At 69.4% G+C, this 25,276-nt stretch carries 25 protein-coding genes; 12 read left to right on the plus strand and 13 right to left on the minus strand.

From position 1 onward, the window contains the following. Positions 1–288 precede the first annotated feature (288 nt). The 5 genes from LGM56_RS15730 (at position 289) to LGM56_RS15750 (ending at position 5,506) form a co-directional block, all read left to right on the plus strand. Positions 289–1,482 carry an ABC transporter substrate-binding protein gene (locus LGM56_RS15730; protein WP_089497649.1) on the plus strand — a complete coding sequence of 398 codons (1,194 nt, stop codon included), beginning with the start codon at positions 289–291 and terminating at the stop codon, positions 1,480–1,482. 40 nt (positions 1,483–1,522) lie between these two features. Beyond that, complete coding sequence (locus LGM56_RS15735) at positions 1,523–3,334, plus strand: ABC transporter permease (protein WP_226205554.1); 1,812 nt, start codon at positions 1,523–1,525, stop codon at positions 3,332–3,334. Positions 3,335–3,345: 11 nt separating this feature from the next. Continuing rightward, positions 3,346–4,203: an ABC transporter ATP-binding protein gene (locus LGM56_RS15740; RefSeq protein WP_226205555.1), complete on the plus strand. Its 858-nt coding sequence runs from the start codon at positions 3,346–3,348 to the stop codon at positions 4,201–4,203. Further along, entirely contained in the window at positions 4,200–4,964 is a 765-nt protein-coding gene (locus tag LGM56_RS15745; RefSeq protein WP_226205556.1) for an ABC transporter ATP-binding protein, read from the plus strand. Before LGM56_RS15740 ends, LGM56_RS15745 begins: the two co-directional genes overlap by 4 nt. 95 nt (positions 4,965–5,059) lie before the next feature. Continuing rightward, the gene (locus LGM56_RS15750) at positions 5,060–5,506 is read left to right on the plus strand and encodes a hypothetical protein (RefSeq protein WP_226205557.1); all 447 of its coding nucleotides are present in this window, start codon (positions 5,060–5,062) and stop codon (positions 5,504–5,506) included. A gap of 42 nt (positions 5,507–5,548) precedes the next feature. On the opposite strand, the gene LGM56_RS15755 is transcribed toward LGM56_RS15750, so the two are convergent. Next, positions 5,549–6,970, minus strand: coding sequence for a sensor histidine kinase (locus tag LGM56_RS15755; protein ID WP_226205559.1), 1,422 nt, complete (start codon positions 6,968–6,970; stop codon positions 5,549–5,551). Further along, complete coding sequence (locus LGM56_RS15760; protein WP_226205561.1) at positions 6,957–7,622, minus strand: response regulator transcription factor; 666 nt, start codon at positions 7,620–7,622, stop codon at positions 6,957–6,959. The genes LGM56_RS15755 and LGM56_RS15760 overlap by 14 nt, the downstream gene beginning before the upstream one ends. Before the next feature lie 271 nt (positions 7,623–7,893). Here LGM56_RS15760 and LGM56_RS15765 point away from each other — a divergent pair, with 271 nt between their 5' ends. Continuing rightward, positions 7,894–8,910: an ABC transporter substrate-binding protein gene (locus LGM56_RS15765; protein ID WP_226205563.1), complete on the plus strand. Its 1,017-nt coding sequence runs from the start codon at positions 7,894–7,896 to the stop codon at positions 8,908–8,910. Positions 8,911–9,010: 100 nt separating this feature from the next. After that, positions 9,011–10,321, plus strand: coding sequence for an MFS transporter (locus LGM56_RS15770; RefSeq protein WP_226205566.1), 1,311 nt, complete (start codon positions 9,011–9,013; stop codon positions 10,319–10,321). A gap of 12 nt (positions 10,322–10,333) precedes the next feature. Here the strand turns inward: LGM56_RS15770 and LGM56_RS15775 are convergent, their stop codons facing one another. Next, positions 10,334–10,528 (minus strand): hypothetical protein, encoded by a 195-nt coding sequence (locus LGM56_RS15775; protein ID WP_089497641.1) that lies wholly within the window; start codon positions 10,526–10,528, stop codon positions 10,334–10,336. Between the two features lie 90 nt (positions 10,529–10,618). Here LGM56_RS15775 and LGM56_RS15780 point away from each other — a divergent pair, with 90 nt between their 5' ends. Beyond that, positions 10,619–10,810, plus strand: a complete 192-nt coding sequence (locus LGM56_RS15780) for a hypothetical protein (protein ID WP_319000766.1) — start codon at positions 10,619–10,621, stop codon at positions 10,808–10,810. A gap of 89 nt (positions 10,811–10,899) precedes the next feature. Here the strand turns inward: LGM56_RS15780 and LGM56_RS15785 are convergent, their stop codons facing one another. Continuing rightward, positions 10,900–12,690 (minus strand): sensor histidine kinase, encoded by a 1,791-nt coding sequence (locus LGM56_RS15785; RefSeq protein ID WP_226205569.1) that lies wholly within the window; start codon positions 12,688–12,690, stop codon positions 10,900–10,902. Next, on the minus strand, positions 12,687–13,331 hold the full coding sequence (locus LGM56_RS15790; RefSeq protein WP_089497638.1) for a response regulator transcription factor: 645 nt from the start codon (positions 13,329–13,331) through the stop codon (positions 12,687–12,689). The genes LGM56_RS15785 and LGM56_RS15790 overlap by 4 nt, the downstream gene beginning before the upstream one ends. 322 nt (positions 13,332–13,653) lie before the next feature. Between LGM56_RS15790 and LGM56_RS15795 the strand changes: the two genes are divergently transcribed. Beyond that, entirely contained in the window at positions 13,654–14,106 is a 453-nt protein-coding gene (locus LGM56_RS15795) for a hypothetical protein (protein WP_226205571.1), read from the plus strand. Positions 14,107–14,208: 102 nt separating this feature from the next. Continuing rightward, a complete protein-coding gene (locus tag LGM56_RS15800) occupies positions 14,209–16,227 on the plus strand; it encodes an LssY C-terminal domain-containing protein (RefSeq protein ID WP_226205573.1) in 2,019 nt (672 codons plus the stop codon). A gap of 16 nt (positions 16,228–16,243) precedes the next feature. Here the strand turns inward: LGM56_RS15800 and LGM56_RS15805 are convergent, their stop codons facing one another. The 6 genes from LGM56_RS15805 to LGM56_RS15830 all read right to left on the minus strand — a co-directional run bounded on the left by LGM56_RS15805 (position 16,244) and on the right by LGM56_RS15830 (position 22,373). Beyond that, positions 16,244–16,573 carry a DNA-binding protein gene (locus tag LGM56_RS15805; RefSeq protein ID WP_039354565.1) on the minus strand — a complete coding sequence of 110 codons (330 nt, stop codon included), beginning with the start codon at positions 16,571–16,573 and terminating at the stop codon, positions 16,244–16,246. Then, positions 16,570–16,902, minus strand: a complete 333-nt coding sequence (locus LGM56_RS15810) for a type II toxin-antitoxin system RelE/ParE family toxin (RefSeq protein WP_048020341.1) — start codon at positions 16,900–16,902, stop codon at positions 16,570–16,572. Before LGM56_RS15810 ends, LGM56_RS15805 begins: the two co-directional genes overlap by 4 nt. 352 nt (positions 16,903–17,254) lie before the next feature. Beyond that, entirely contained in the window at positions 17,255–17,809 is a 555-nt protein-coding gene (locus LGM56_RS15815; RefSeq protein WP_226205575.1) for a protein tyrosine phosphatase, read from the minus strand. Between the two features lie 211 nt (positions 17,810–18,020). Beyond that, positions 18,021–20,471, minus strand: a complete 2,451-nt coding sequence (locus LGM56_RS15820) for a flavin-containing monooxygenase (protein WP_226205576.1) — start codon at positions 20,469–20,471, stop codon at positions 18,021–18,023. Then, positions 20,458–22,173, minus strand: a complete 1,716-nt coding sequence (locus LGM56_RS15825) for a GMC family oxidoreductase (protein ID WP_226205577.1) — start codon at positions 22,171–22,173, stop codon at positions 20,458–20,460. Before LGM56_RS15825 ends, LGM56_RS15820 begins: the two co-directional genes overlap by 14 nt. A gap of 26 nt (positions 22,174–22,199) precedes the next feature. Continuing rightward, positions 22,200–22,373: a hypothetical protein gene (locus tag LGM56_RS15830; RefSeq protein ID WP_226205578.1), complete on the minus strand. Its 174-nt coding sequence runs from the start codon at positions 22,371–22,373 to the stop codon at positions 22,200–22,202. Positions 22,374–22,518: 145 nt separating this feature from the next. Between LGM56_RS15830 and LGM56_RS15835 the strand changes: the two genes are divergently transcribed. Both LGM56_RS15835 and LGM56_RS15840 read left to right on the plus strand, forming a co-directional pair. Continuing rightward, complete coding sequence (locus LGM56_RS15835) at positions 22,519–23,550, plus strand: AraC family transcriptional regulator (RefSeq protein ID WP_226205579.1); 1,032 nt, start codon at positions 22,519–22,521, stop codon at positions 23,548–23,550. Positions 23,551–23,605: 55 nt separating this feature from the next. Next, positions 23,606–24,115 carry a GNAT family N-acetyltransferase gene (locus tag LGM56_RS15840; protein WP_089497631.1) on the plus strand — a complete coding sequence of 170 codons (510 nt, stop codon included), beginning with the start codon at positions 23,606–23,608 and terminating at the stop codon, positions 24,113–24,115. Between the two features lie 16 nt (positions 24,116–24,131). Here the strand turns inward: LGM56_RS15840 and LGM56_RS15845 are convergent, their stop codons facing one another. Both LGM56_RS15845 and LGM56_RS36790 read right to left on the minus strand, forming a co-directional pair. After that, on the minus strand, positions 24,132–25,085 hold the full coding sequence (locus tag LGM56_RS15845) for a leucyl aminopeptidase (RefSeq protein ID WP_226205580.1): 954 nt from the start codon (positions 25,083–25,085) through the stop codon (positions 24,132–24,134). Positions 25,086–25,143: 58 nt separating this feature from the next. Next, complete coding sequence (locus LGM56_RS36790) at positions 25,144–25,266, minus strand: hypothetical protein (protein ID WP_006766865.1); 123 nt, start codon at positions 25,264–25,266, stop codon at positions 25,144–25,146. Between the last annotated feature and the right edge of the window lie 10 nt (positions 25,267–25,276).

Here is a 25,276-nt window from a genome sequence, read left to right on the forward strand (position 1 = left end):
TTGCTATCGACAGCGCGAAAACTGCGAAGCGCCCGATCGTCCCGATAGACGATTACGCGTGCTTGAACGTGGGTTGCGATCGGCGCCGTGAACGAAACGCCAATCGAATCAACGTGATGCGTTGCATGCCGATGCATCGCGCGCGGCAGGGTGTGCGGATGGCCGCTCGCAAGCCTCACCCGCTTCGCGCCGCGCGCGATATCGATATGCGCAAAACTTCGTTGGATCGTCCTGAACCGGGTGGTTACATGCCCTCACTCTTTTCGACTGACTGAAGCTGGGGGACGCATGAACGTTTCGGGGAACGACGCACGCGGCGCATGGCGGCGCGTGCTGGGCACGGTGGCGGCGCTCGCTGCCGCATGGGGCTTGTCGACGGGCGGCGCGCTCGCGGCGGGCGTGTCGGGCGAGCCGGTGGTGATCGGCGTGAGCGGGCCGCTCACGGGCCAGGATGCGCAGTACGGCGAACAATGGAAGCGCGGCTTCGATCTCGCGCTCGACGAGATCAACGGCAGCGGCGGCATTCACGGCCGTCCGCTCGCGGTCGACTTCCAGGACAGCCGCAGCGACCCGCGCCAGGCCGTGGCGATCGCGCAGAAGTTCGTCGCCGATCCGCGCATCGCGATCGAGCTGGGCGACTTCTCCAGCGCGACGTCGATGGCCGCATCGCCGATCTACCAGCGCGGGCAACTGATCCAGTTCGGCTTCACCAACTCGCATCCGGACTTCACGAAGGGCGGCGACTATCTGTGGAGCACCGCGCTGAGCCAGGCCGAGGAGCAGCCGCTGCTCGCGCGCTACGCGGTGAAGGAGCTCGGCTTCAAGCGGATCGCGGTGCTGTACCTGAACACCGACTGGGGCCGCACCAGCAAGGACATCTTCGCGAAGGCCGTGACGGGGCTCGGCGCGCAGGTCGTCGCGGCCGAAGGCTATCAGCCGGCGGAGAAGGATTTCCGCTCGACGCTCGTGCGCATCGGCGAATCGAAGCCCGATTCGATCGTGCTGATCTCGTACTACGCGGACGGTGCGCAGATCGTGCGCCAGGCGCGTACATCGGGGCTCACGCTGCCGATCGCGGCGGTCGGTTCGGTGTACTCGCCGAAGTTCCTCGAACTGGGCGGCACGGCCGTCGACGGCGTCTATACGGAATCGAACTTCTTCCCGGCCGAGCCGCGCCCCGAAGTGCAGGCATTCGTGCAGCGCTATCGCGCGAAATTCCACGCCGATCCCGATTCGTTCGTCGCGCGTGCATACGATGCGCTGATCCTGTCGGCGGAAGTGCTGCGCCGCTACGGCACGACGCGCCAGGCCGCGCACGACGGCTTCGCGAAAATCAGCGACGTGCCGAGCGTGATCTTCGGCAAGGTGCGCTTCGATCCGCAGACGCGTCGCGTTGCGGGCGCACGCACCGTGTATCTGGTCGTGAAGCAGGGGCAGTGGGCGCTGTGGGACGGCGCGAAACCGCAGCTCGCCGCGCGTTGAACCCGGCCCTGAACAGCATGCACGTAACGGACGCATCGTGATGGCTTCCTGGCTCGACTACACGCTCAACGGCCTCATCGTCGGCAACATCTACGCGCTGCTCGCGGTCGGGCTCGCGCTGATCTTCGGCGTGTCGCACCTGATCAACTTCGCGCACGGCTCGGTCTACATGGTCGGCGCGTTCATCGGCTGGCTGTGCCTGACGCGCTTCGGGCTGCCGCTGCCGGCGGCGCTCGCGGCGGTCGTCGTCGGCTGCGGTGCGCTCGGCATTGCGATCGAGCGGATCGGGCTGCGGCCGCTGCGCCACGCGGCACGCATCGCACCGCTGCTCGCGACGATCGGCATCAGCTTCATCCTCGACCAGCTCGCGCAGCTCGCGTTCGGCGCCGACCCGCGCGCGGTGCCGACGCCGCTGCCCGACTGGCATCTGCGGATCGCCGGCGCGACGCTCGGCTCGCTCGACCTGCTGATCGCGGGCATCGGCATCGCGGCGGCCGCGCTGCTGTACGGCTTCCTGCGCTTCACGCGGCTCGGCTGGGCCGTGCGCGCGACCGCGCAGGATCGCGACGCGGCGCTGCAGATGGGCGTCGACGTCGACCGCGTGAACCAGACCGTGTTCGCGATCGCGTGCGCGCTCGGCGGCGTGAGCGGGCTGCTGGTCGGCATGTACTACAACAGCATCGATCCGGCGATGGGCTTCCAGGCCACGCTGAAGGGCGTGGTCGCGCTGCTGATCGGCGGGCTCGGCAACGTGCCGGGCGCGATCGCGGGCAGCCTGCTGCTCGGTCTCGTCGAAAGCTACGGCGTCGCGCTGTTCGGCACCAGCTATCGCGACCTGTTCGCGTTCGGGCTGCTGATCGTGTTCCTCGTGTGGCGGCCGAACGGGCTGTTCAGCGCGAACCGTGCGCTGCCGCCCGAGCCGATGACGGGCACCTTCCTCGCGGCCGCGAAGGCCGTGCGCGTGCCGCGCCCGGTACTCGTCGTGCTGATCGTGGCGGCGGCCGTGCTGCCGTGGCTCGGCGCATCGCCGTACGTGCTGCAGACGCTGACCAACGCGTGGCTGTACGGGCTGCTCGCGCTGAGCCTGACGCTGGTGGCGGGTACGGTCGGGCAGATCTCGCTCGGCCACGCGGCGCTGCTGGTGATCGGCGCGTATGCGTCGGCGCTGCTGTCGTCGGATCTCGGCTGGTCGCCGGCCGTGACGATTCCGTGCGCGGGCGTGATCACCGCCGTGCTCGGCACGCTGCTCGTCTATCCGGCGTTCCGGCTGCGCGGGCATTACGTGTCGATCGCGACGCTCGGCATCGGCGAAGTGGTGAGCCTCGTGATCCTGAACTGGGACGGCCTCACGCGCGGCCCGCTCGGCATCACCGGCATCGCGCCGCTGCCGTGGGCGACGACCGCGCGTGCCGCGTACTGGTTCACGTTCGCGGTGCTCGTCGCGTTCGCGCTCGTGCAGGTGCGGCGGCTGCGCTCGCACCTCGGCCGCACGCTGCGCGCGGTGCGCGAGGACGACGTCGCCGCGCGTGCGCACGGCATCGCACCGAACCGCTACAAGGCGATCGCGTTCGCGGTCGGCGGCGTCGCGGCCGGCGTGAGCGGCGGGATCGCCGCGCACCTGTACAGCTACATCAATCACCAGACCTTCGATTCGCAGGTGTCGATCCTCGCGCTGACGATGGTGATCCTCGGCGGGCTCGGCAACGTGCTCGGCGGCATCGCCGGCGCGATCGCGCTGATCGGGCTGCCCGAGCTGTTCCGCTGGGCGGCCGACTACCGGATGCTGATCTACGGCCTCGTGCTGTTGCTGCTCGTCCGGTTCCGGCCGCAGGGCCTGCTCGGCACGGTGTGAGGAGGAACGCGATGACGACCCATCAACCCCTGCTCGACGTGCAGGGCCTGACGCGCCGCTTCGACGGCGTGACCGCGCTCGACGGCGCGAGCCTGTCACTCGCCGAAGGCGAACTGCTGAGCGTGATCGGGCCGAACGGCGCGGGCAAGTCGACGCTGTTCAACCTGATCGCGGGCGCCGACCGGCCCGATGCCGGCCGCGTGACGTTCGACGGCCGCGACATCACGGGCACCGCGCCCGAACGCCTCGCGACGCTCGGCATCGCGCGCACGTTCCAGCACGGCCGCGTGTTCGGCAACCTGAGCGTGCTCGACAACGTGCTGGTCGGCGCGCATGCGCGGCTGCGCGCGGCGCGGCCGGGCTGGCCCGCGCTCGGCGCGGCGGCCGAGGTGCTGCGCGCGCTCGTGCGGCCCGCGGCGGTGCGGCGCGAGGACGCCGCGCTGCGCGACGAGGCGCGCGCGATCGTCGCCGGGTTCGGCGAGCGGCTGACGCCGCGCATCGATCATCCGGCGCACAGCCTGTCGTATGCGAACCGGCGGCGCGTGGAGATCGGCCGCGCGCTTGCGCTGCACCCGCGCCTGCTGCTGCTCGACGAGCCGACGGCCGGGATGAACGAGACGGAGACGGCCGAGATGCTGCAGCTGATCCAGTCGCTGAAGGCGCGCGGCCTGACGATCCTGCTGATCGAGCACAAGCTCGAACTCGTGATGCGCGTGTCCGACCGCGTGATGGTGCTCGACAACGGCGTGAAGATCGCCGAAGGCGCGCCGCGCGACGTGCGGCACGATCCGCGCGTGATCGAGGCGTACCTCGGCCGCCGGCATGCGGGCGGCGCGCCGGCCGACCGCACGGCACAGGCGGCCGCATGACGGCACTTTCTTCCGGACCCGACACGACCATGACCGACGCGCTGCTGAAACTCCAACACCTGGACACGTTCTACGGGCCGGTGCAGGTGCATTTCGACGTGAACTTCGAAGTGGGCCGCGGGCAGATCGTCAGCCTGCTCGGCGGCAACGCGAGCGGCAAGTCGACGACGATGAAGCTGATCCTCGGGCTGATGCGGCCGCGCCGCGGCGTCGTGCGCTTCGACGGCGATGACGTGACGGCGCTCGCCACGCCGCAGCGCGTGCGGCGTGGGATCGCGGCCGTGCCCGAGGCGCGGCGGCTGTTCGGCGACATGAGCGTGCGCGAGAACCTGCTGATGGGCGCGTACACGCGTGGCGACCGTGCTGCGGTGGCGGAAGACTACGAGCGTGTGCTCGACCTGTTTCCGCGTGTGCGCGAACGGCTGACGCAGCGCGCGGGCACGCTGTCGGGCGGCGAGCAGCAGATGCTCGCGATGGCGCGGGCGCTGATGGCGCGACCGAAGCTGATCTGCATGGACGAGCCGACGATGGGGCTGTCGCCGCTCTATGTCGACAAGGTGCTCGAGCTGATCGACGCGATCAACCGGCAGGGCGTGACCGTGTTCATGGTCGAACAGAACGCGAGCCTCGCGCTGGAGATCGCGCATTACGGGTACGTGCTGCAGACGGGGCGCGTCGTGCTCGAAGGGCCCGCGAAGGCGCTGCTCGACGACGAGCGTGTGCGCGATGCGTATCTCGGTGGGGAGGCGGTGGCGGCGTAGCGGGCGCGGTGGCGGGGCAAAAAACGGTGATGCACGCCGGATTGTCAGGTAGATTGGCGCTCAGTCGCCATCACCGCCACCGGGAGCGCCGCACCATGTTGACCTATTCCGTTCAGAAAGTCGGTTACGCATTCGAGCAACTGGATCCGCAGGGCGCGACGGATTACGCGGCGTTCACGCAGGCGTTCGACGCATTCCCGTGGGCGGCGCAGCATGCCGAATGGGACGACACGCAGGAGGGCCCATTGCCGGCCCTCGTGCTGCAGCATGCCGACGATCAGCGGGAGTTGTGGGTGACCGCGCTGCGCGATGCGCATGCGGACGGCTTCCAACTGAATGCCGTCTCGATGCGGATGAAGAAGGGGCTGTTCGGGATCGGCAAGGGCAAGCTGGAGCAGCACGTCGATACGATCGACGTCGACACGCGCGCGGATGTCGATACGTTGTGCCGGCTGTTCTGCGATCGTCAGTATGACGAGCTGGATCGGCTGGTGGCGCGGCATGCGGAGCGCAACCGCTTCGATGACGACAGCCACGATTGAGTGCCTGCCGTGCACGCGCCTGAACCGGCGCAGTCCGTCGACTCATGCCTGCTTCGTACCGCTCCCCGCCGCGCGCGGAAACGTCAACACCACCGCAAACCCGCCCGCATCGGGAAACGCAAACCCGACGCGCCCCCCGTGCGCCTTCATCACTTCCTGCACGATCGCGAGCCCGAGGCCCGACCCCGTGCGCCGCTCGCTGCCGTCCGGCGCGATCCGCACGAACGGCTGCAGCGCCGCGTCCCAGTGCTCGCGTGGAATCCCGCGACCGTTGTCGGTGACGGTCAGCGTCACCGCATCGTCCGCGTTGCCCTGCGTCGCGACCGACACGACGATGTCGTCCGCATGCCCGTGCAGTAGCGCGTTGTGCAGCACGTTCGACAGCGCTTCCTGCAGGCTGATCGCGTCGCCGTCGATCCACGCGAGCGGCGCGTCGCTCGCGAACGCGACGGCGACATCGCGCTCGCCCGCGAGCGGAATCGCGCGGCCGAGCACGTCCTTCGCGAGCGCGACGAGTTCGACCGGTTGCAACGGCACGGCCTCGGTGCGATGAATCACCATCGCATGATTGAGCAACTGGCCGGTGAGCCGGCCGACGTCCGAAGAGGTCGCACGCAGCGCGTCGAGCCGCGCCGCGTGGCGCGCGGGATCGGCTTCGCCGTCGAGCAGCTCGATCTGCGCGTCGAGCCGCGCGAGCGGCGTGCGCATCTGGTGCGCGGCATCGGCGATGAAGCGCTGCATCGCGTTGATCCGCTCGGCGAGACGGTGCATCAGCCCGTTGATCGACCCGATGATCGCGTCGATCTCGCTCGGCGTGTCGACGGCCACCGGCCGCAGGTCGGCCGGGTCGCGCGCGGCGATGATCGTGCCGATCTGCGCGAGCGGACGCAGGCCGCGCCGGATCGCGAGGCCGCTCGCGCCGATCGCGAGCACGCTCATCAGCAGGATCAGCGTCCACACCTTGAAACTCATGTCGTTCGTGAGCTGCTGGCGCGCGTTGGTGGTTTGCGCGACCGTCACGAGCGCCCAGCCCGGCGTGCTTTCCTCGGGCATGTAGCGTGCAATGGTCGCAGTGCGGATCCGGTGCCCCTGGTACAGGCCGTTCGCGAACGCGGGGCCCTGCTTCGCGGCGGCGAGCGTCGCGGGGCTCGCGAGATCGTTGTAGCCGGCCACGACGATGCCGCGCGAATCGACGACCTTGTAGTAGACGAGGTCGTAGCGCGACAGCGTCGACAGCGCGGCCACCGGCGGATTCAGCGCGAGCACGCCACCCTGCACGTAGAGGTTTTCCGCGACCTGGATCGATGCGCCCGCAAGCAACTGGTCATACGCGCGTTCGGCCGCGACGCCCGCGTAGTAGCGGGCGATCGCCGCGAGCGCGAGCGCGCCGGTCGCGACGACGAGCGCGATGAAGAGCAGCGTGCGCCCGAACAGCGTCTTCGGGAACCAGTCAGTGCGCCGCAATCTGATACCCCATCCCGCGCGCGGTGCGGATCTCGACCGAGCTGCCCTGCAGCTTCTTGCGCACGCGGGTCACGTACTGCTCGACCGCGTTCGTGGTCGGCTCGTTGCCGAAGCTGAACAGCTGGTTCAGCAGTTCGTCCTTCGAGAAGATCCGCTGCGGGCGGCTCGCGAGGATCTCGAGCAGCGCGAATTCCTGGCGCGATAGCGACAGCGGCTGGCCGTCGAGTTCCGCGAGCCGGCTGCTGCGGTCGATCACGAGGCCGCCGAGCCTGAGCACGTCGTTCGCGTGGCCGCTGTTGCGGCGCAGGAGCGCCTGCACGCGCGCATCGAGCTCGCGGTAGTCGAACGGCTTCACCAGGTAGTCGTCGGCGCCGAGGCCGAGGCCGCTCACGCGGTCGTCGATCGCCGAGCGCGCGGTGACGAGCAGCACGGGCGTCGTGCTGCCCGATGCGCGCAGGTGGCGCAGCACCGTGAAGCCGTCCATGCCGGGCAGGTTCGCGTCGAGCACGACGAGGTCGAAGCGCTCGACGCGCAGCAGCCCGTGCGCGGTCGCGCCGTCGGTTTCGAGATCGACGGCGTGGCCGAGCCGCGCCAGGCGGCTGCGGATCGCCGCGCCGATTTCGGCATCGTCCTCCACGACGAGAATGCGCATGGTGCCGTTTCGCAGGTGGGTGGGTTAGGGGTTTTCCCGGGGCCGGGATGTCAGCATTTTCTCAGACTCGGTCGATAACCTGTGTCGAGCCGGACGATGCAAGGACGGCCATTAATACCAGAACCACAGGAGACGGCAACATGCAGCAGCAAACGGGTGCGACGAACGCGCGGTGCAGCGCGTCGCCGGCCGGCGCTCGCCGGTGCGGCGAAGCGGGCCCCGGCCGCCTGGCGTTTGCCGCTCGTGCCGCGCGTGCAGGGAAGGCCGGCGCATGACGACGTCGCCGCGCCGCCGCGCGTTGATCGCCGCCGGCCTCGGCGTGCTCGCCGCGCCTGCGCTCGTGCGCGCGAAGCCGCGCACAGTGCGGATTTCCAAAGGTTATGGCGTGCTGTACCTGCCGCTGCTCGTGATGGAGAAGCAGCGGCTGTTCGAGCGACACGCGGCGCGCCACGGCGTGCGCGACGTCGCGGTCGACTGGGTGCTGCTCGACGGCGGCAATTCCGTCAACGACGCGATGATGGCCGGCACGCTCGATTTCGCAGGGGCCGGCGCACCGGGTTTCATCGAGCTGTGGGCACGGGCGCGCGGCATTCCGAACGTCGAGGTGATCGGCATCAGCGGGCTGTCGACCACGTCGCTGTCGCTGAATGCGAACCGGCCGGGCCTCGCGTCGCTGCGCGACTTCACGCCGGCCGACCGGATCGCGGTGCCGGGCATCCGCACGTCGTTGTCGGCGGTCGTGCTGCAGATGGTCGCGAGCCGCCAGCTCGGCCCGAAGCATTTCGCGCAGCTCGATTCGATCACCGTGAACCTGCCGCATCCGCAGGCGATGCAGGCGCTGATTCGCCGCGAGAACGGCGTCACCGCGCACTTCACGTCGCCGCCGTTCTCGACGCTCGAGCTGCGGCAGCCGGGCATCCACCGCGTCGTGAGTTCGGTCGACGTGCTCGGCCCGCTGACGCTCGATGTCGTGTTCGCGCCGAAGCGGCTCGTCGATACGGAGCCGGCGCTGGCCAGCGCGTTTCTCGGCGCGCTCGACGAGGCGAACCGCCTGATCGCGCAGGACCCGCGCGCGGCGGCCGCGCTCTATGCGGCGTCGTCCGGCGTCGGCGTGTCGCACGACGACGTGATGCGGATGCTCGCCGCGCCGGACACGCGCTTCTCGGTGCTGCCGAACCAGCTGATGGACTACGTCGAATTCCTGTACCTCGCCGGCACGATCAAGGCGAAGCCGCGGGCGTGGCACGAGATGTTCGCGCCGATGCTCGACGACTACCGGTCGGGCTGATGCCGCCGCGCCCTTTCATCGAAACACCTCGTACCCGTGCGCTTGTCGCGCGCAGCGCCGATTCAACCGCTATGCAACCGTTTCACGCAAGGAGCCTCAAGTGAACGCCACCGAAACCCTGGACCCCGCGTCCGCCGAAGAGCAGCGCATCATGTCGAAGATGGCGCGGCGCCTGCTGCCCATCCTCGTCGTGATGTTCCTGATCGCGTTCATCGACCGGCAGAACGTCGGCTTCGCGAAGCTGCAGATGGTGCACAGCCTCGGGATGACGGAGGCCGCGTTCGGGCTCGCGTCGTCGCTGTTCTTCATCGGTTACCTGCTGTTCGAGGTGCCGAGCACGCTCGCGCTGCATCGCTACGGCGCGCGCGTGTGGCTCGCGCGGATCATGCTGACGTGGGGGCTCATCACCGTGCTGATGGGCTTCACGACGTCGATGCCCGCGTTCTGCGCGCTGCGCTTCGTGCTCGGCATCGCCGAGGCCGGTTTCTATCCGGGCGTGATCTACTACCTGACGCTGTGGTTCCCGCAGAGCTATCGCGCGAAGGTGCTCGGCATCTTCACGCTCGGCAGCGCGCTCGCGAACATGCTCGGCTCGCTGGTCGGCGGCGTGCTGCTGAGCCTGAACGGCGTGTGGGGGCTCGCGGGCTGGCAGTGGGTGTTCGTGGCGACGGGCATCCCGGCGGTGATCGTCGCGATCGTCGTGTTCCGTGTGCTGCCCGCGTCGGTGCGCGACGCACGTTTCCTCGACGACCGCGAGAAGCAGATCGTCGAGGCCGCGCTCGAACGCGAGAAGCCCGCGCAGGCCGAGCACGGCCAGCCGTGGAAGGCGCTGCTCGATCCGCGCGTGATGCTGTTCGCGGCAACCTACATGCTGATGTCGACGTCGCTGTACGGCGTGACGTACTGGCTGCCGACGCTCGTGAAATCGTTCGGCGTGTCGAGCAGCATGAACGGCTTCCTGAGCATGCTGCCGTGGGCGCTCGCGGTGCTGCTGTTGTTGTGGCTGCCGGGGAAGCTGCGCCGGGCGAAGAGCATCCTGCGCACGATCGCGATCGTTGCCGCGCTCGGTGCGCTCGGCTTTCTGCTGAGTCTCGTGTTGCCGTCGACGCCGCTGCGCTTCATCGCGCTGGTGCTCGGTGGCGCATGCATCCCGCTGCTGTATCCGTGCTTCTGGTCGATGCCGCCGCGCTACTTCACCGGCGCGCGGGCGGCGGCGAGCGTCGCGGCGATCAACTCGATCGGCAACCTCGGCGGCTTCTTCAGCCAGAACCTGATGCCGTTTGCCGGCAAGGTGACGGGCACGGCGTTCGGCCCGATGATCGTGCCGATCGTATGTCTCGCGCTGCTCGGGATCGGCGCGCTGGTCGCGTGGACGCGCTCGGAACGGGGGATGGTGGCGGCGCGCGCGTGAGGGGGCGCGGCGTTACCGCTTCATCAACGGGTTCCCGACGAACGTGAAGTCGGCCGTTGCGTGCGTGTTCGACAGCAGGTATTTGAGCGCGACGGCCGCCGCATCGGCGCGAGAGTGAGGCAGGACGGTGACAAATTGTAGCGTTGTGCCGAAGCGGATCATGCGGGCAATGTCGCCTTGGGCCGGCCTGCGGCCGAGCACGACCATGCAGCGAACGCGTCGTGGTCGGCAGGCTGACACCTTGCGCAACCTGCCGGTGCGTTACGATGCGTCGCAGGTATGGCGCATGGAGGGGCAATGAAAACGACGACGATGGATAGGTTGGGCGGTGGCATGTCGCGCCGACGCATGCGGCGCGAGTTCGTCGCGCGAGGCCTGACCTCGCGGGACGAGGCGCGGCGGACCGGTGAATACATCGATGCCGCGCACGTTCTTGCGGAACTCGAGCGCATGCTGGAAGCGGCGCGCGCGACGAAGGACGTCGAATAAGTCGGCGGATCAGGGGCGTACTTTACCGGGCGGGTAGCGATCGTCGCTGTTCGGTACCCGCCGCCCGCACCACCGCCGTCGCCGGGAACCTACCCCCGCGGCGCCCCAACCCCACCATGCGCGACCGTCACCTGCGCAGGCGCCAGCGGAATCTCCACCTCGACCGTCGTCCCTTCGCCGAGCGTCGTCGCGATCCGCAGCGTGCCGCCGACGAGATACGCGCGCTCGCGTAACCCGACCAGCCCGAACGATCCCGACTTGCGCGGCACGCCGGGATCGAATCCCGCGCCGTCGTCGCGAATCGTCAGCTCGATCGCATGGTTCGCATGCACGAGTTCGACGGTCGCATGCGACGCGGCCGCGTGCCGCGCGACGTTCGCGAGCGCTTCCTGCGCGATGCGGAACACCGCCGTCGCGTAAGGCTCGTCGAGCTGCAGCTCGGTCGGCTCGACGTGCAGCGCGCATTCGATGCCGTGCCGGTGCCGGAAATCCTCCACGAGCCACTGCATCGCCGCGGCGAAGCCGAGATCGTCGAGCATCAGCGGGCGCAGGTCCGACGCGATGCGGCGCGTCGCGGCCACCGCGCCGCGCGCCAGCGCGTGCATCGCCGCGATCTTGCGCGCCAGATGCGCGTCGTCCTGCGGCACGCGGTCGAGCAGCCATTCGAGATCGTTCTTCAGCGTCGCGAGCGTCTGCGCGAGTTCGTCGTGCAGCTCGCGTGCGATGCGGCGCTGCTCGGCTTCGCGTGCGCTCGCGCTGATCGCGGCAATCTCGCGCAGCTCCTCGCGCGACGCCTGCAGCGCCCGCTCGGCCCGCACGCGGTCCTCGACTTCGCGCCGCAGGTCGCGGTTCGACGCGCTCAATTGCGCGGTGCGCGCGGCGACGCGTTGTTCGAGCCGTTCGTTCGCGTCGTTCAGCTGCGCGCTCTTCTGCACGACGAGCAGATGCTGGTAGCGCGCGCCGGCCAGCGCGCGCACCGTTTGCGCATGCAGCCGGCCGTTCTCGAACAGCATCGCGAACAGCACGACACCGGACGCGACGAGGCCGTACGCGCGCCCCGCGTAGAAGCCGAGGTCGTAGCGCCCGTGATTCAGCATCGACGACAGCGCGATGTCGAACAGCCACGCGACGAGCACCGTCATCACCCACAGGTCGAGCACGGAATGGCGCCGCCGCCGCTGCCACATCAGCATCAGTGCGACCAGGTTCAGCCCCCAGACGATGGTGATCGCGTTCGTCATCGTCGCGGCCATCCGGTTGCCGTTCATGATGCGCGGCAGCAGGTCGTGGCCGGCCGTCGTGAGCAGCGCGAGCGCGACCGTCGCGCCGATCGCGGCCGCGATGCACAGCACGACGGGAATCGCCGCGCGGCGCTGCGGGGCCGGGATCGGCCCCGGCGCACGCGGCTTCGCGCGCAGCAGCGCGTACGCGGCGACCGCCAGCGGAAAGCCGCCGTGCCAGAACAGGTACAGCCAGGCGGTGGTCTGGTCGCCGCCGCCGAGCAGGCCGGTCGGTGCGAACAGCCCGGGAAAGGTCAGCATGTGGGTGCCGGCCATGAAACCCGTGAACAGGTAGCCGCCCGCGAGCACGAGCAGCGGCCGCTGGCGCAGGATCGCGTACTGGCCGAGCAGCAGGCCGGCCGTCACCATGTCGTTGACGACGATCGCCGACTGGTACACGGGAATGAACGCCCAGCCCGGCGCAAGCGGCCTGCCCGCGAACGGTGCAAGCGCGGCGAAGATCACGGCGGAGATGAGGACGGTCGCGAGCGCGAGCCGCCGCTCACGCCGGCCCGGCGGCAGCGACGACATGAACAGGCGCGACGCGTCCGGGTCGTCGTCGTCCGCGGGCGAGGGCGGGAGGCGGAAGGTGGCGGTCATGCGTCGCCGCTCGGGTCGAGTTCGTGGCGCACCGCGTAGCGGACCAGCGCGGCTTCGTGCGGCAGCGCCATCTTCTCGAGGATCCGGGTCTTGTAGGTGCTGACCGTCTTTGCGCTGAGCGCGAGTTCGGTCGCGATCTGCGTGACCGTCTGGCCCGCGACGATGCGGCGCATCACGTCGAACTCGCGCGCGGACAGCCGTTCGTGCGGCAGCGTCGCGGCCGGGGTGCGCAGCGTGAGCGCGAGGCTCTCGGCCGCCGACGGGCTCACGTAGACGCCGCCCGCGGCCACCTTGCCGACCGCCTCGACGAGCTCGGCGGTCGCGCTGTCCTTCGTCAGGTAGCCGGTTGCGCCGGCCTTGAACGCGCGCGCCGCGTACTGCGCCTCCGCATGCATCGTCAGCACCAGCGTGCGCAGCGACGGCGCGTGGCGTTTCACCAGCCGGATCAGCTCGATGCCGGTCGGCGCGGGCATCGACAAGTCGAGCAGCAGCACGTCGGCGGCGCCGCGCTCGACCAGCGCAAGCGTGGCCGAGCCGTCGCTCGCCTCGCCGACGATCTCGAAACCGCCGGCCGTTTCCAGGATGTAACGCAGTCCGTCCCGCATGACTGCGTGATCGTCAGCCAGAATTACCCTGATCATCTAGCGATCCTCTTCGGGATGACGCCGCGCACTGTTGTCCGGTGTTCGCCGCGACTGTTCTTCTGACCAATATATTCCGCCGAATCCGAAAACGATACACATCCGGGAAATTTTCGAGATAGCCGAGCGTGGAATGTGTACTGAAACGAAACAATCCCAGGGAGAAAGTACGCGTCGGAGCAGGCGGAAATCAGGGTATCCCCTGATTATTATTGAGACGGTGAAGAGGCGGCGCGGCGCGTCGCGAACCACCCCGCGAACCCTCCCGATTCGGGACTAAACTGGTGCCCGATGCCACTACAACTCCCTGAGGAGCCCCGCGATGATCGATCTTGCCGATATCCTGCCGTCCGCACTGCCCGCTGCCGTTGCATGGGCGGAAGCCGAGGCGGCGCGCGGGATCGCGCAGGGGGCGCCGCTGACGCCCGAGCAGGCCGACGACGCGCGCACGGTGGGCGTCGCGCAGCCGGAGCGGATCCGCGTGGTGATCGTCGAGCGCATGCCGTTCCCCGAGGTGCCGTCGCTGGCCGCGATCGCCCGCGACACGGGGCTCCTGGCGCCGGGGACGATCGGGCTCACGCTCGGCCATGCGGTGTACGTGCTGCGCGGGCAGGACACGCGCCGCCTGCTGACCCACGAATTCCGCCACGTGCATCAGTACGAGGCTGCCGGCTCGATCGGCGCGTTTCTCGCGCGCTATCTGCAGGAGATCGCGACGGTCGGCTACCACGACGCGCCGCTCGAGGCCGACGCGCGGCAGCACGAGTTCGATTGACCCGCCCCGCCGGCGCGACCGCGCGCACCGCCCGATGAACCTTCACGCTGCCACCACCGGCCCGGCGTTCGCACACCGGCGCGCTCCGCCGAGGCGCGCGCGATGAGCGGCACGATCCACGCGTGGATCGGCGCGATCGGCGCACATCCGCTGCTCGTGCTCGCGATCGTGTTCGTGACGGCGTGCGCCGAGGCGATCGCGCTGATCGGCACGGTCGTGCCGGCCGGCGCCGTGATGTTCGCGGCCGGTGCGCTGATCGGCGCGGGCGCGCTCGACGGCTGGACGACCATCGGTGTCGCGGCGGCCGGCGCCGTGATCGGCGACGGGATCAGCTATGAACTCGGGCGGCATTATCGCGGCGTGATCCGCAACGCCTGGGCGCGCTTCGGCTACGCGGCCGCCTTCGCGCGCGGCGAGGAGTTCGTGCTGCGCCATGGCATGAAGAGCATCGTGCTCGCGCGTTTTCTTGCGCCGGTGCGCGCGGTCGTGCCGGTCGTGGTCGGCTGCGCGACGTTGCCGCGCCGGTCGTTCTATCCGGTCAACGTCGTCTCGGCGCTCATCTGGGCGCCCGTGCACGTCGCGCCGGGCATCCTGTTCGGCGCGTCGGCCGCGCTGGCCGCGGCGATCAGCGTGCGGGTCGCCGTGATCCTGCTGGTCGTCGCGGCGCTCGTCGCGCTCGTGTGGATCGGCGTGCGGGTCGCGTTGCGGCGCGGCTGGCCGCTGTTGCGCCGTGCGCTCGTCGAAGGCGTGCACGCCTGCGCGCGCCGCTGGCCGCGGTTCGGTGCACGGCTGCACGACACGATTGCTTACGTGCGAGGCCTGCCCGGCGCGGTGCCCGTGCTCGCGCTGCTGTTCATCGGCTGCGTGTGGCTGTTCGCGGGCCTCGTGCAGGATGTCGTCGCGAACGATCCGCTGATGCACGCGGACATCGCGCTGTATGCGTTCCTGCAGAACCTGCGCACGCCGCCGGTGGACGCCACGATGCGCGCGCTTGCCGTGCTTCACGGGCACGACACGGGGCTGATCGTCGCGGCCGCGTTTCTTGTCTGGCTGATGATCCATCGCTGCTGGCTGACGGCCGCGTGGTGGCTCGCGACGGTCGGCGTCGCCGTCGTGCTCGGGCCGGTGTTCGGCGCGGGCATACCCGGCGCGACGCCCGCGAGCCTGCCGCCCGGTGCGCCGCATGTGCCGCTGCCCGATGCCGAAGCGGCGTTCGCGATTCTCGCGAGCAGCGGCCTCGGCTGGGTGCTCGCGCGCGACCGGCCCGCGCGGTGGCGGATCCCGGTCGTCACGGCGGTGGTGTTGTGGATCGTGCTCGGCGGCTTCGCGCGGCTGTATGTGGGCGACACGTGGCTGTCGGGCCTGCTGGGCGGCTGGAGTCTCGGGCTCGCCTGGTTCGCGCTGCTGGCCGGCGCCTATGCGTACTGGCGCGTGCGCGAGCACGTGCAGCCAAGGGGCGCGCTCGTCGCGGTGACGGTGGTGCTCGCGACGGCCGGCGTATGGACGGTTCCCGCGCAATGGCAGCTCGACCGCGCGGCGCGCCCGCATGTCGGCGACGTGGTCGCGATGACCGTCGACCAGTGGCTGCGCGGCGGATGGCAGCGTGTGCCGGTGCGGCGCACCGAAATCGGCGGCGACCGCGAGGAATATCTGCCGCTGCAATGGAGCGCGACGTCGGACACGCTCGACCGGCATCTCGCGCAGGCCGGCTGGCAGCGCGCGACGCCGTGGTCGCCGGCCACCGCGCTGCGCTGGCTGCTGCCGCAGGCGCCGGCCGAGGCGCTGCCGGTGCTGCCGCGCTACACGCACGGGGAAAGCACGCGCCGCGTGTTCGTGCGCGTCGATCCGGGGCAGCCGGAAAGCCGCCTCGTGTTGCGGCTGTGGCGTTATCCGTACGTGTTGCAGGACGCGCTCGGCATGCGGCCGTTGTGGTACGGCGCGCTGTATCGCGAGACGCTGCACCGGCCGGCGCGACTGATGACGATCGTGCGCACGACGACGATCGAGGATGCGGCGACGATGGCGAAGGCGCTGTCGGTCGAGCCGGCGATCGAGCATCCGCCGACGGGGATGGCGAACGCGCCGGCGGAGATGCTGCTGGTGTGGATGGTGCGGCCGTGAGCGGGCGGTGTGCCGCTTATGCGTGCACCGGCTGTGCAGGGACGACGGACAGGCGCAGGCCGACGGTCTTGAGCACCGCGAGCAGGGTTTTCAGTGTCGGGTTGCCATTCGGGGAGAGCGTGCGATACAGCGATTCGCGGCTGATGCCGGCTTCGGCCGCGACGGCGCCGAGCCCGCCGTACGCTTCCGCGACCGTCCGCAACGCGAGCAGGCCGGCCGCGCGGTTGTCGGGATCGTCGAGCGACTCCATCGCGACGCGCAGATAGGCCACCGCGAGTTCGCGGTCGGCGCCGAGTTCGGCGACTTCCGCGTCGTGGTGCGATACCGCACCTTTGAGCTTGGTCATGTTTGCCTCCGTTTCCAGTTCGACCAGTGTTCCTTGGCGCGCCTGATGTCGTCGGGTTGACTGCTTTTGTCGCCGCCTGAAAGCAACAGCACCAGTGCGCCGCCGTACCGCCCGAAATACACGCGATAGCCGGCGCCGACGTGGACGCGCAGTTCGATCACGCCTTCGCCGACGGGCTCGCAATCGCCGAAGTTGCCGGTCTGCACGCGGCGCAAGCGTTCGCGAATCCGTGCCTGCGCAAGCTTGTCGCGCACGGCGTTCAACCATTCGGTGAAGGGCTCGCGACCATCGTCGCGCTGGTAGCGAAGAAGTTCGAACTTGGAGAGCATTGTAACTTATAAGCTACAAAAAGGGAGTAGGGTAAATGGCGGGGTCGTGCGAGCTGCCGGGTGGTGCGCGCGGGGGCGTGCGCGCATTGCCGAGTCGGGGCGACACACGACATCGCACGCGCGTTGCTGCGCGTACGGTGCCTTCGAAGTGCGGGATGTCAGGCCGCGAAGCCGGCTTCCCGGACGAAGATCATTCTTTCATCCGGTGCGCAGGATGACGATTCGGCCGGATGGCCAAAGTCAATGTCCCGGCGACGGGCATGCGGTGGGTGGGGTGGTTGGGGGGCAACGTGAACAGCAAACCTGTCGGTGCCGGCGCGTCGCGCCAGGCGAGCCGACAGGCCATCTGACATTACTGCTTCGCCGGCACGGCCGTCGCGATCTTGTCGAGCGCCGCCGGGATGTACGTGTCGAGCTGCGCGGTGACCGATTCGTAGAAATCGATCGGCTTGCCCCACGCATCGGGCACGTCGACGTGCTTCCCGGACGCATACTCGGCCAGCGTGAACACCTTGCCGGCGGCCGACGGATAGAGCGCGAGCACCTTCTCCTTATGTTTGTCGGTCATCGTCAGGATCACGTCGGAATGCTTGACGTCGTTGGCGTTCAACTGCACCGAACGGTGCGCGGTCGTGTCGATGCCACGCCGCTTCATCAGGATCACGCCGTTTTCCTCGGGCTTTTCGTCATACGGATCTTCGTCGACCGCACGTGAAATCACCGCGATGTGCGCGTGGCGTTGCGCGATCAACTGGCCGGCGATCGCTTCGGCCATCACGCTGCGCCCGGTGTTGCCGGTGTCGACGAACGCGACCTTCTTCGGCTCGTCGGCGAACGCCGACGTCGCGCACTGGATGCCGACGCAACAGAGCAGGGCCAGCGTGTTGAGGGTGTGCCTTCTTTTCATGATGTCTCCGCGAGGGTGGGGAACCCCGGCGGCGCGCCGGGGCTTGCGGGAGATCATGACGGCCGCATGCGACGGAAAAAAATAAACGGCCGGTTTTTGCAAGACGACGTCGCTTCGTGGCAAGCGGGTTCGCTGACGGCGCATGCACCGCGCACCCGACCGGGGAGGCCGCGAACCACGGCCCCGATCGCGGCGCGTGACTGCTTCGTCGTCACGCCTTCATCGCCACCCGTTGCGCCGCAAACCCCGCCAGCGTCCGCAATGCATCGCGTGCCGACCGCAGGTAAAACGCCTGCAGATGAAACACATGCCAGCGCGCCGCATGAACCTCAAGCCGGCACGGCACGCCGCAGGCCCGCGCATGACGGGCGAGCCGCTGCGCATCCGACAGCAGCACCTCCTGGTCGCCGGCCTGGACGAGCATCGGCGGCAGGCCGCGCAGGTCGGTGTCGAGCGGGCCGCGGGCGGCCACGGAACCGGCGCCGTGATACCAGCGCAGCCCCTGTTCGAGCCAGCCGCGACGGATCATCGGATCGTCATGACGGCGCGACGCCAGTGTCGCGCCGCCGATCGCGGGATCGGTCACCGGCGAGATCAGCAGCAACGCGGCGGCGGCTGGCTCGCCGCGCTCGCGCAGCGCGATGGCCAGCGCGAGCGCCAGCGCACCGCCGGCCGAATCGCCGGCGATCACGATCCGGTGCGGCGCATGACCCTGAGCGCGCATCGCGTCATAGACGGCCAGCGCATCGTCGAGCGCGGCCGGGCTCGGATGCTCGGGGGCCAGCCGGTAATCGGGCACCCACACCGGCAGGGCGGCCTCGTTCGCCAGCCGCGTCGTCACGCCGCGATGCGTGTGCGGCCCGCCGAGGCAGAATGCGCCGCCGTGCAGATAGAGGATCGCGCCGCCCGTGTCACCGCGTTTCGGCGCGACCACTTCAACCGGCACGCGATGCGCGGACGTACGGTAGCGCAGTGTGCCGCCCGTACCCGGCATCAGCGGCGACAGCAGCGCGACGACGCACCGTTGCATGCGCGCGCCGAACGGCGGCCCGATCAGCGGCCGGAACGCGACGCGCAGGAAGCCGCGCAGCGATGCGGCGGTCAGTGCCTCCAGCCGGCCGGCGGGCGGCGCGATCACCACGTCGCGCGCCGGTGCGACCGACTCGGGCAACGGATGCGTGAAGCGGTACGCGCCCATCCCGGTGAAGCGCGTGATCCACCGGTAGGTCAGCGTGAAGCCCGGCCAGTTCGTGCTGTTGTGGCCCGACGCATCGACGTACCAGCTCTTGCAGCTGTTCCACACCGAGCCTTCGAGCCGCTGTTGCACATGCACGTTGAAGCGCCGGTAGCGGCGTGCATCGACGTCGATCTCGCGCGCGCCATCGCGCCGCATCGTGCGCAGGCAACGCATCACGTGCGCGATCTGGCTTTCGAGCATGTAGACGATCGAGTTGTGGCCGAGGTTGGTGTTCGGGCCGTACAGCATGAAGAAGTTCGGAAAACCGGGCACGGTGAGCCCGAGATACGCCTGCGCGCCGCGCCGCCATGCGTCGTTCAGGTCGAGCCCGTCGCGGCCGGTGATATGCATCGGCGACAGGAACTCGGTCGCCGCGAACCCGGTGCCGTAGATGATCGCATCGACCGGATGATGTACACCGTCGACGGTCTCGATGCCGTCCTCCGTCACGCGCCGGATCCGCTGCGTGACGAGTTCGACGTTGTCGCGGCTCATCGCGGCAAGGTAGTCGCTCGACAGCAGGATGCGCTTGCAGCCGATCGGGTAGTCGGGCGTGAGCCGCGCACGCAGCGCGGGGTCCGGCACGTCGCGTGCGAGCAGTGTGTGAAAGGGCTGGCCGACCGCGACCTTCATCAGCTTGTGCAGGCGCGTGAACGCGATCGCGCGCGATTCGTAGCGCAGGTAGATCGATGCGCGATGCAGCTTCATCGCCCACGGCAACCGGCGGAACAGCGCTTTCTCCCACGGGCGGTACGCGCGGTCGGGGCGCGGCATCACATAGGCCGGCGAACGCTGGAATACAACGAGCTGCTTCACGTCGCCCGCGATCGCGGGGACGAACTGGATCGCCGACGCGCCGGTGCCCACGACCGCCACGCGTTTGCCGGCGAGCGAATAGTCGTGATCCCAGTGCGCGGAGTGGAACGCGCGGCCGCGAAACGTGTCGATGCCGGGCAGGTCGGGCATCGCGGGGCGGCTCAGCTGCCCGGTGCCGCTGACGAGCACGGCGGCGCTGAGCGTCGTGCCGTCGGCGAGCGTGACGCGCCACAGCGCGGCGGCTTCTTCGTAGCGGGCGTGCGCGACTTCGGCGCCGAAGCGCAGGTAGCGCGCGAGGCCGTACTTGCGCGCGCAATGCTGCAGGTACGCATGGATTTCGGGCTGCGGCGCGAACACGCGCGACCACGCCGGATTGGGCTCGAACGAGAACGAGTACAGGTGCGAGGGCACGTCGCAGGCGGCGCCCGGGTAGCGGTTGTCGCGCCACACGCCGCCGACATCGTGCGAGCGTTCGACGATCGCGAAATCGTGGATGCCGGCACGTTGCAGCGCGATCGCCATGCCGATGCCGGCGAAGCCGGCACCGATGATGATCGCCGCGAGCGGTGCGGTGGATTCGGCGGCGCGAGCGGTATCAGGCGACGACATGGCGGGTTTCCTCGGGCTGGATGGCATCGTGCGCGGCACTCGCGGCAGGAACTGTGTCGAGATCCGTCGTCATCCTGACGGTTTCGCGTTGCGGTTGTGCGGATGTGCGGCACACGTCCCGCATCAGGTCGACGGCCTTCTCGGCGATCATGATCGTCGGTGCGTTGGTATTGCCGCCGATGAGTGTCGGCATCACCGACGCATCGACGATGCGCAGCCCCTGCAGGCCGCGCACGCGCAGTTGCGGATCGACGACGGCGAGCGCGTCGTGCCCCATCCGGCACGTGCCGACCGGGTGATACACGGTGTCGGTGCGCCGCCGCAGCACGTCGCGGATGTCATCGTCGGTGTCGACGTTCGCGGTGAACAGGTCGCGCGTGGTCCAGTCGGCGAGTGCCGGCGCTTCCATCAGCCGTCGTGTGAGGCGGAAGCCCGCGACCATGTCGTCGAGGTCGCGCGGATCGTCGAAGAACGCGGGATCGATGCGCGGCGCCGCGAGCGGATCGGCGCTGGTCAGCGTGACCGAGCCGCGGCTGCGCGGCCGCAGCAGGCATACGTGGCACGACAGCCCGTGGCCGGCGTGCAGCTTGCGCGCATGATCGTCGACGAGCGCGACGACGAAGTGCAGCTGGATGTCCGGCGCGTCGAGCTCGGCGCGCGTCTTCAGGAAGCCGCCGCCTTCCGCGAAATTCGACGTCAGCATCCCGCGCCGTTCACGGCGAAAACGCGCCAGCTCGCGCAGCATGCGCAGGCCGCCGCCCACGGACACGCCCATCGTGTCGACGCTGCGCGTGCGGTAGCCGAAGATGAAATCCGGATGATCCTGCAGGTTGCGGCCGACGCCGGGCAGGTCGGCGTGCACGGCGATGCCCTGTTGCTGGAGTTCGCGGCCCGGGCCGACGCCCGACAGCATCAGCAACTGCGGCGTTTGCAGCGCGCCGGCCGCGAGCACGACTTCACGCCGCGCGCGCAGCGTGCGGACCTCGCCCCGCTGCCGCACCTCGACGCCGATCGCGCGCGTGCCGTCGAACAGGACGCGCAGCACCTGCGCGTGCGTCTCGACCGTCAGGTTGTCGCGGCGGCCGATGTGCGGCAGCAGGTATGCGCGCGCGGCGCTCCACCGTTCGCCGTGCTTCTGCGTGACCTGGTAGAGGCCGATGCCTTCCTGCTGCGCGCCGTTGAAATCGTCGGTGAGCGGCAGTCCTGCCTGCCGCGCGGCTTCCAGGTAGCGCGCATGGAACGGGTTGCCGGTGCGCAGGTCGCTCACCCACAGCGGGCCGTCGCGGCCGTGCCACGCATCGTCGAAGCGCTCGTTGTGCTCGCTCAGGCGGAAGTACGGCAGCACGTCGTCGTAGCTCCAGCCTTCGTTGCCGAGCGCGGCCCAGCCGTCGTAGTCGACGCGATGGCCGCGGATATAGACCATCGCGTTGATGGCCGACGACCCGCCCAGCACCTTGCCGCGCGGCTGGTAGCCGATGCGCCCGCCGAGGCCCGGCTGCGGCACCGTGTCGAAGGCCCAGTTGTTGATGCGGGTCGGCATCATCGCGACCGCGCCGGTCGGCACGTTGACGAGCGTGCCGTCGCCGCGGCCGCCGGCCTCGAGCACGCAGACGGTCACGGCCGGGTCCTCGGTCAGCCGCCCGGCGACGACGCTGCCGCCCGAACCGCCGCCCACGACGATGTAGTCGAAAGTCTTGCTCATGGATTGGTCCTCCGAGGGTCGATGGATCAAGCGGGGCGCGGCTGCGTGCCCGGGCGGCCGGCGTGCGGCAGGCGGGGCGCGAGCGGCGGGGCGGGGTCGCGGCCAAACGCGGCGAACGCGGCGAACGCGAGGAACGCGACGAAAGCGTCGCGCCGGCATGCGAAGCGGGCTGCGGGATCGGTCGGGCGACTCGGTCGCATGGTGTCTCCTCCGGAGGGCGATGGCGTCGTTCGGATGACGACTGGTTGACGCCGATGGTGCTGGCCGCATGGGAAAACACCAATGCTGCTTCGGGACAATTGTTTTAGTATTTGGGCCAAATCGGCGCTTCGAGGGTTTCTCCGCATGAGCTTCTGGGATTTCACCCGGAGTCCGGCCAGCGCCCGGCTGCTGGTCGATTTCGGCGACGAACGCGGCGTGCCGCACACGACGCTGCTGGCCGGCACCGGGCTCGCCAACGCACAGCTCGACGATCCGAAGGTCGAGGTGACGGCCGCGCAGGAACTGCGGCTGACCGGCAACCTGCTGCGCGCGCTCGGGCGCGCGCCGGGCCTCGGGTTCGAGGTCGGCCAGCGCTATCACTTCTCGGCCTACGGCGTGTGGGGCTACGGGCTGATCGCGAGCGCGACCGCACGCGACGCGCTCGCGCTGGCGCTGCGCTTCCTGCCGCTCACCTATGCGTTCACGGTGATCACGTACCGCGAGGAAGGCGGCACGTGCGTGCTCAATTTCGGCGCGCCGGAACTCGATGGCACGCTGAGCCGGTTCCTGGTCGAGCGCGACATGACGGCCGCGGCCGTGCTGCTGCAGGAAATCGGCGACGACACGTTCGCGTTGTCGCACTTCACGGTGCAGGCGGCGCGCACGCCGACCCTGCCGGTGCCGCGCATCGCCGGCATCGAGCCCGCGTTCTCGGCGCGCGCGAACCGCCTTGCTTTCGACCGCGCGTTTCTCGACCGGCTGCTGCCGCACGCGAATCCGCTGACGGTGTCGATGTGCGAGCAGATGTGCGGCCAACTGCTCGAAGCGCGGCGTGCGCGCGTGGGCACGTCCGAGATGGTGCGCCAGTACCTGAGCGCGACGCCCGGCCCCGCGCCGTTCTCGCTCGAGGACATGGCGCGGCTGATGAACACGAGCCCGCGCACGCTCAAGCGCCGACTGCAGGAGGAGGGCACGACGTTCCGCGCCCTGCTCGCGCAGGCGCGCGGCGCGATGGCCGAGACGCTGCTCGGCGACGCGCGGCTGTCGCTCGCGGAAGTCGCGGAGCGGCTCGGCTTCAGCGACCTGTCGAGTTTCTCGCAGGCGTTCAAGCGCTGGTACGGCGTGCCGCCGGGCGCGTATCGCAGCGCGGCGCAACGGGACGGCAGCCGTTCCTGAATCACGGTACGATCGCCGGCATGCCTGCCGACATTCCCATCACGAGAGACTTCGCATGATCACGATTCGCCCGATGACCGACGACGATTTCCCGCGCTTCTGGCCGACCTATCGCGCGATCGTCGCCGCTCAGGAAACCTATGCATTCGATGCGGCGCCGACACAGGAAGCGGCGCGCGCACTGTGGCTCGATGCGCCGCTGTGCACGTGGATCGCCGAAGAGGACGGCGTGGTCCTGGGCTCGTACTACCTGAAGGCGAACGCGGGCGGCCCCGGCGATCACGTGAGCAACTGCGGCTACATGGTGAGCGAGGCCGCGCGCGGCCGCGGCGTCGCGCGCCTGATGTGCGAGCATTCGCAGCAGGTCGCACGCGAGCGCGGTTTCCTCGCGATGCAGTTCAACTCGGTGGTGTCGACCAACGAAGTGGCGGTGGCGCTGTGGCAGAAGCTGGGATTTGAAATCGTCGGCCGGTTGCCGCGTGCGTACCGTCACGCGCGGCTCGGCTTCGTCGACAGCCTCGTGATGTTCAAGTGGCTCGGCGACACGGCGGCCGCCGAAGCCTGAGCACGCAGCCGCTTCGTCAGACGGCGAACGCGCCGTCGAACACGATCCGGTCGTCGAGCGCGAGCGTGCCGCGCGCGAAGATCAGGTCGAGATGGTGGCTGCCGTTTTCGCCGCCGCCGAGCCCGAGGTGCAGGCCCGGATGGCGTTCCTCGAACCCCGCGTTGCGGCCGTACAGCCCGCGAATCCCGAGGTTCGTGCCGATGCCGAACTCCTCGATTCGCCGGTGATTCGGATGCCGGTCGAGATAGGTCGAGAAGTCGCGCCGGAAACCTTCGTTGTCCGTGTCGAACCCGACGATCGTACTGTTCTCGACGCGCAGCGTGGCGAGTCGCTCGGCCACCTTGTACTTGATCGCGAACGGCACGGTGCCGAGAAACGTGCCGCTGAAGACGACCGAGCCGTTGAGATCGGTGACGTGCGTCGCGATCTCGCCGGGCACGATGTCGAGGTTGCCCATGCCGTCCACGCTCGTCCATTTCTGGTCCGGCGCGAGCGAGCCCGTCAGCGTGTTGCCGGCTTCGTCGATGAAGCGGATCTGCGACGCGCGTGCGGCCGCGTCGATCAGCCGGCCGTTGCGTGCCGCGATGTCGTCGAGCGATTCGGCGAACGCCTCGTCGAGATGCGGGCCGTAATCCTTGAACAGCACCGACTTGCTCCAGTGCTCGACGATCGCGGGACGGATCGCGGCGAGGAACGGCGGCCCGCTCGGCGACGGCGTCGGCAGGCACGACGAGTCGTACAGCAGCACGAACAGATCGGCGCGATCGAGCGCGGCGGCGATATCGGCGGGTGGGGTGCTTTCGAGGCAGAGGGTGGTCGCGTCGAGCGAATCGGGCAGGGCGGAAAACGCGCGCAATGCGATGTCGCGGTTGCGGGTGTCATGGCCGACCAGCAGTTTTCCCGACTCGCCGCGCGCGAGCTTGTCGCGCAGCGCAGGGTGGAAGCCCAGCGCGCGATGCAGGTTCAGCATGCGTGTCTCCGGAAGCGGCGGAAGGGCCGCGGCCCTTCCGCGAGAACGGGTGGCCCGCTCAGACCGGCCAGAGCGCGGTGCCGAACGGCACCACGGCGTCCTCGACCATCATGTCGACGGCCTCGGGGTGCGTGTCTTCCTGCATCCAGTCAAGCAATTCGATCTGCTGGGTGTCCTGCATGTCAATTCTC

The organism is Burkholderia sp. AU38729 (assembly GCF_020419725.1).
Lineage (GTDB): Bacteria > Pseudomonadota > Gammaproteobacteria > Burkholderiales > Burkholderiaceae > Burkholderia.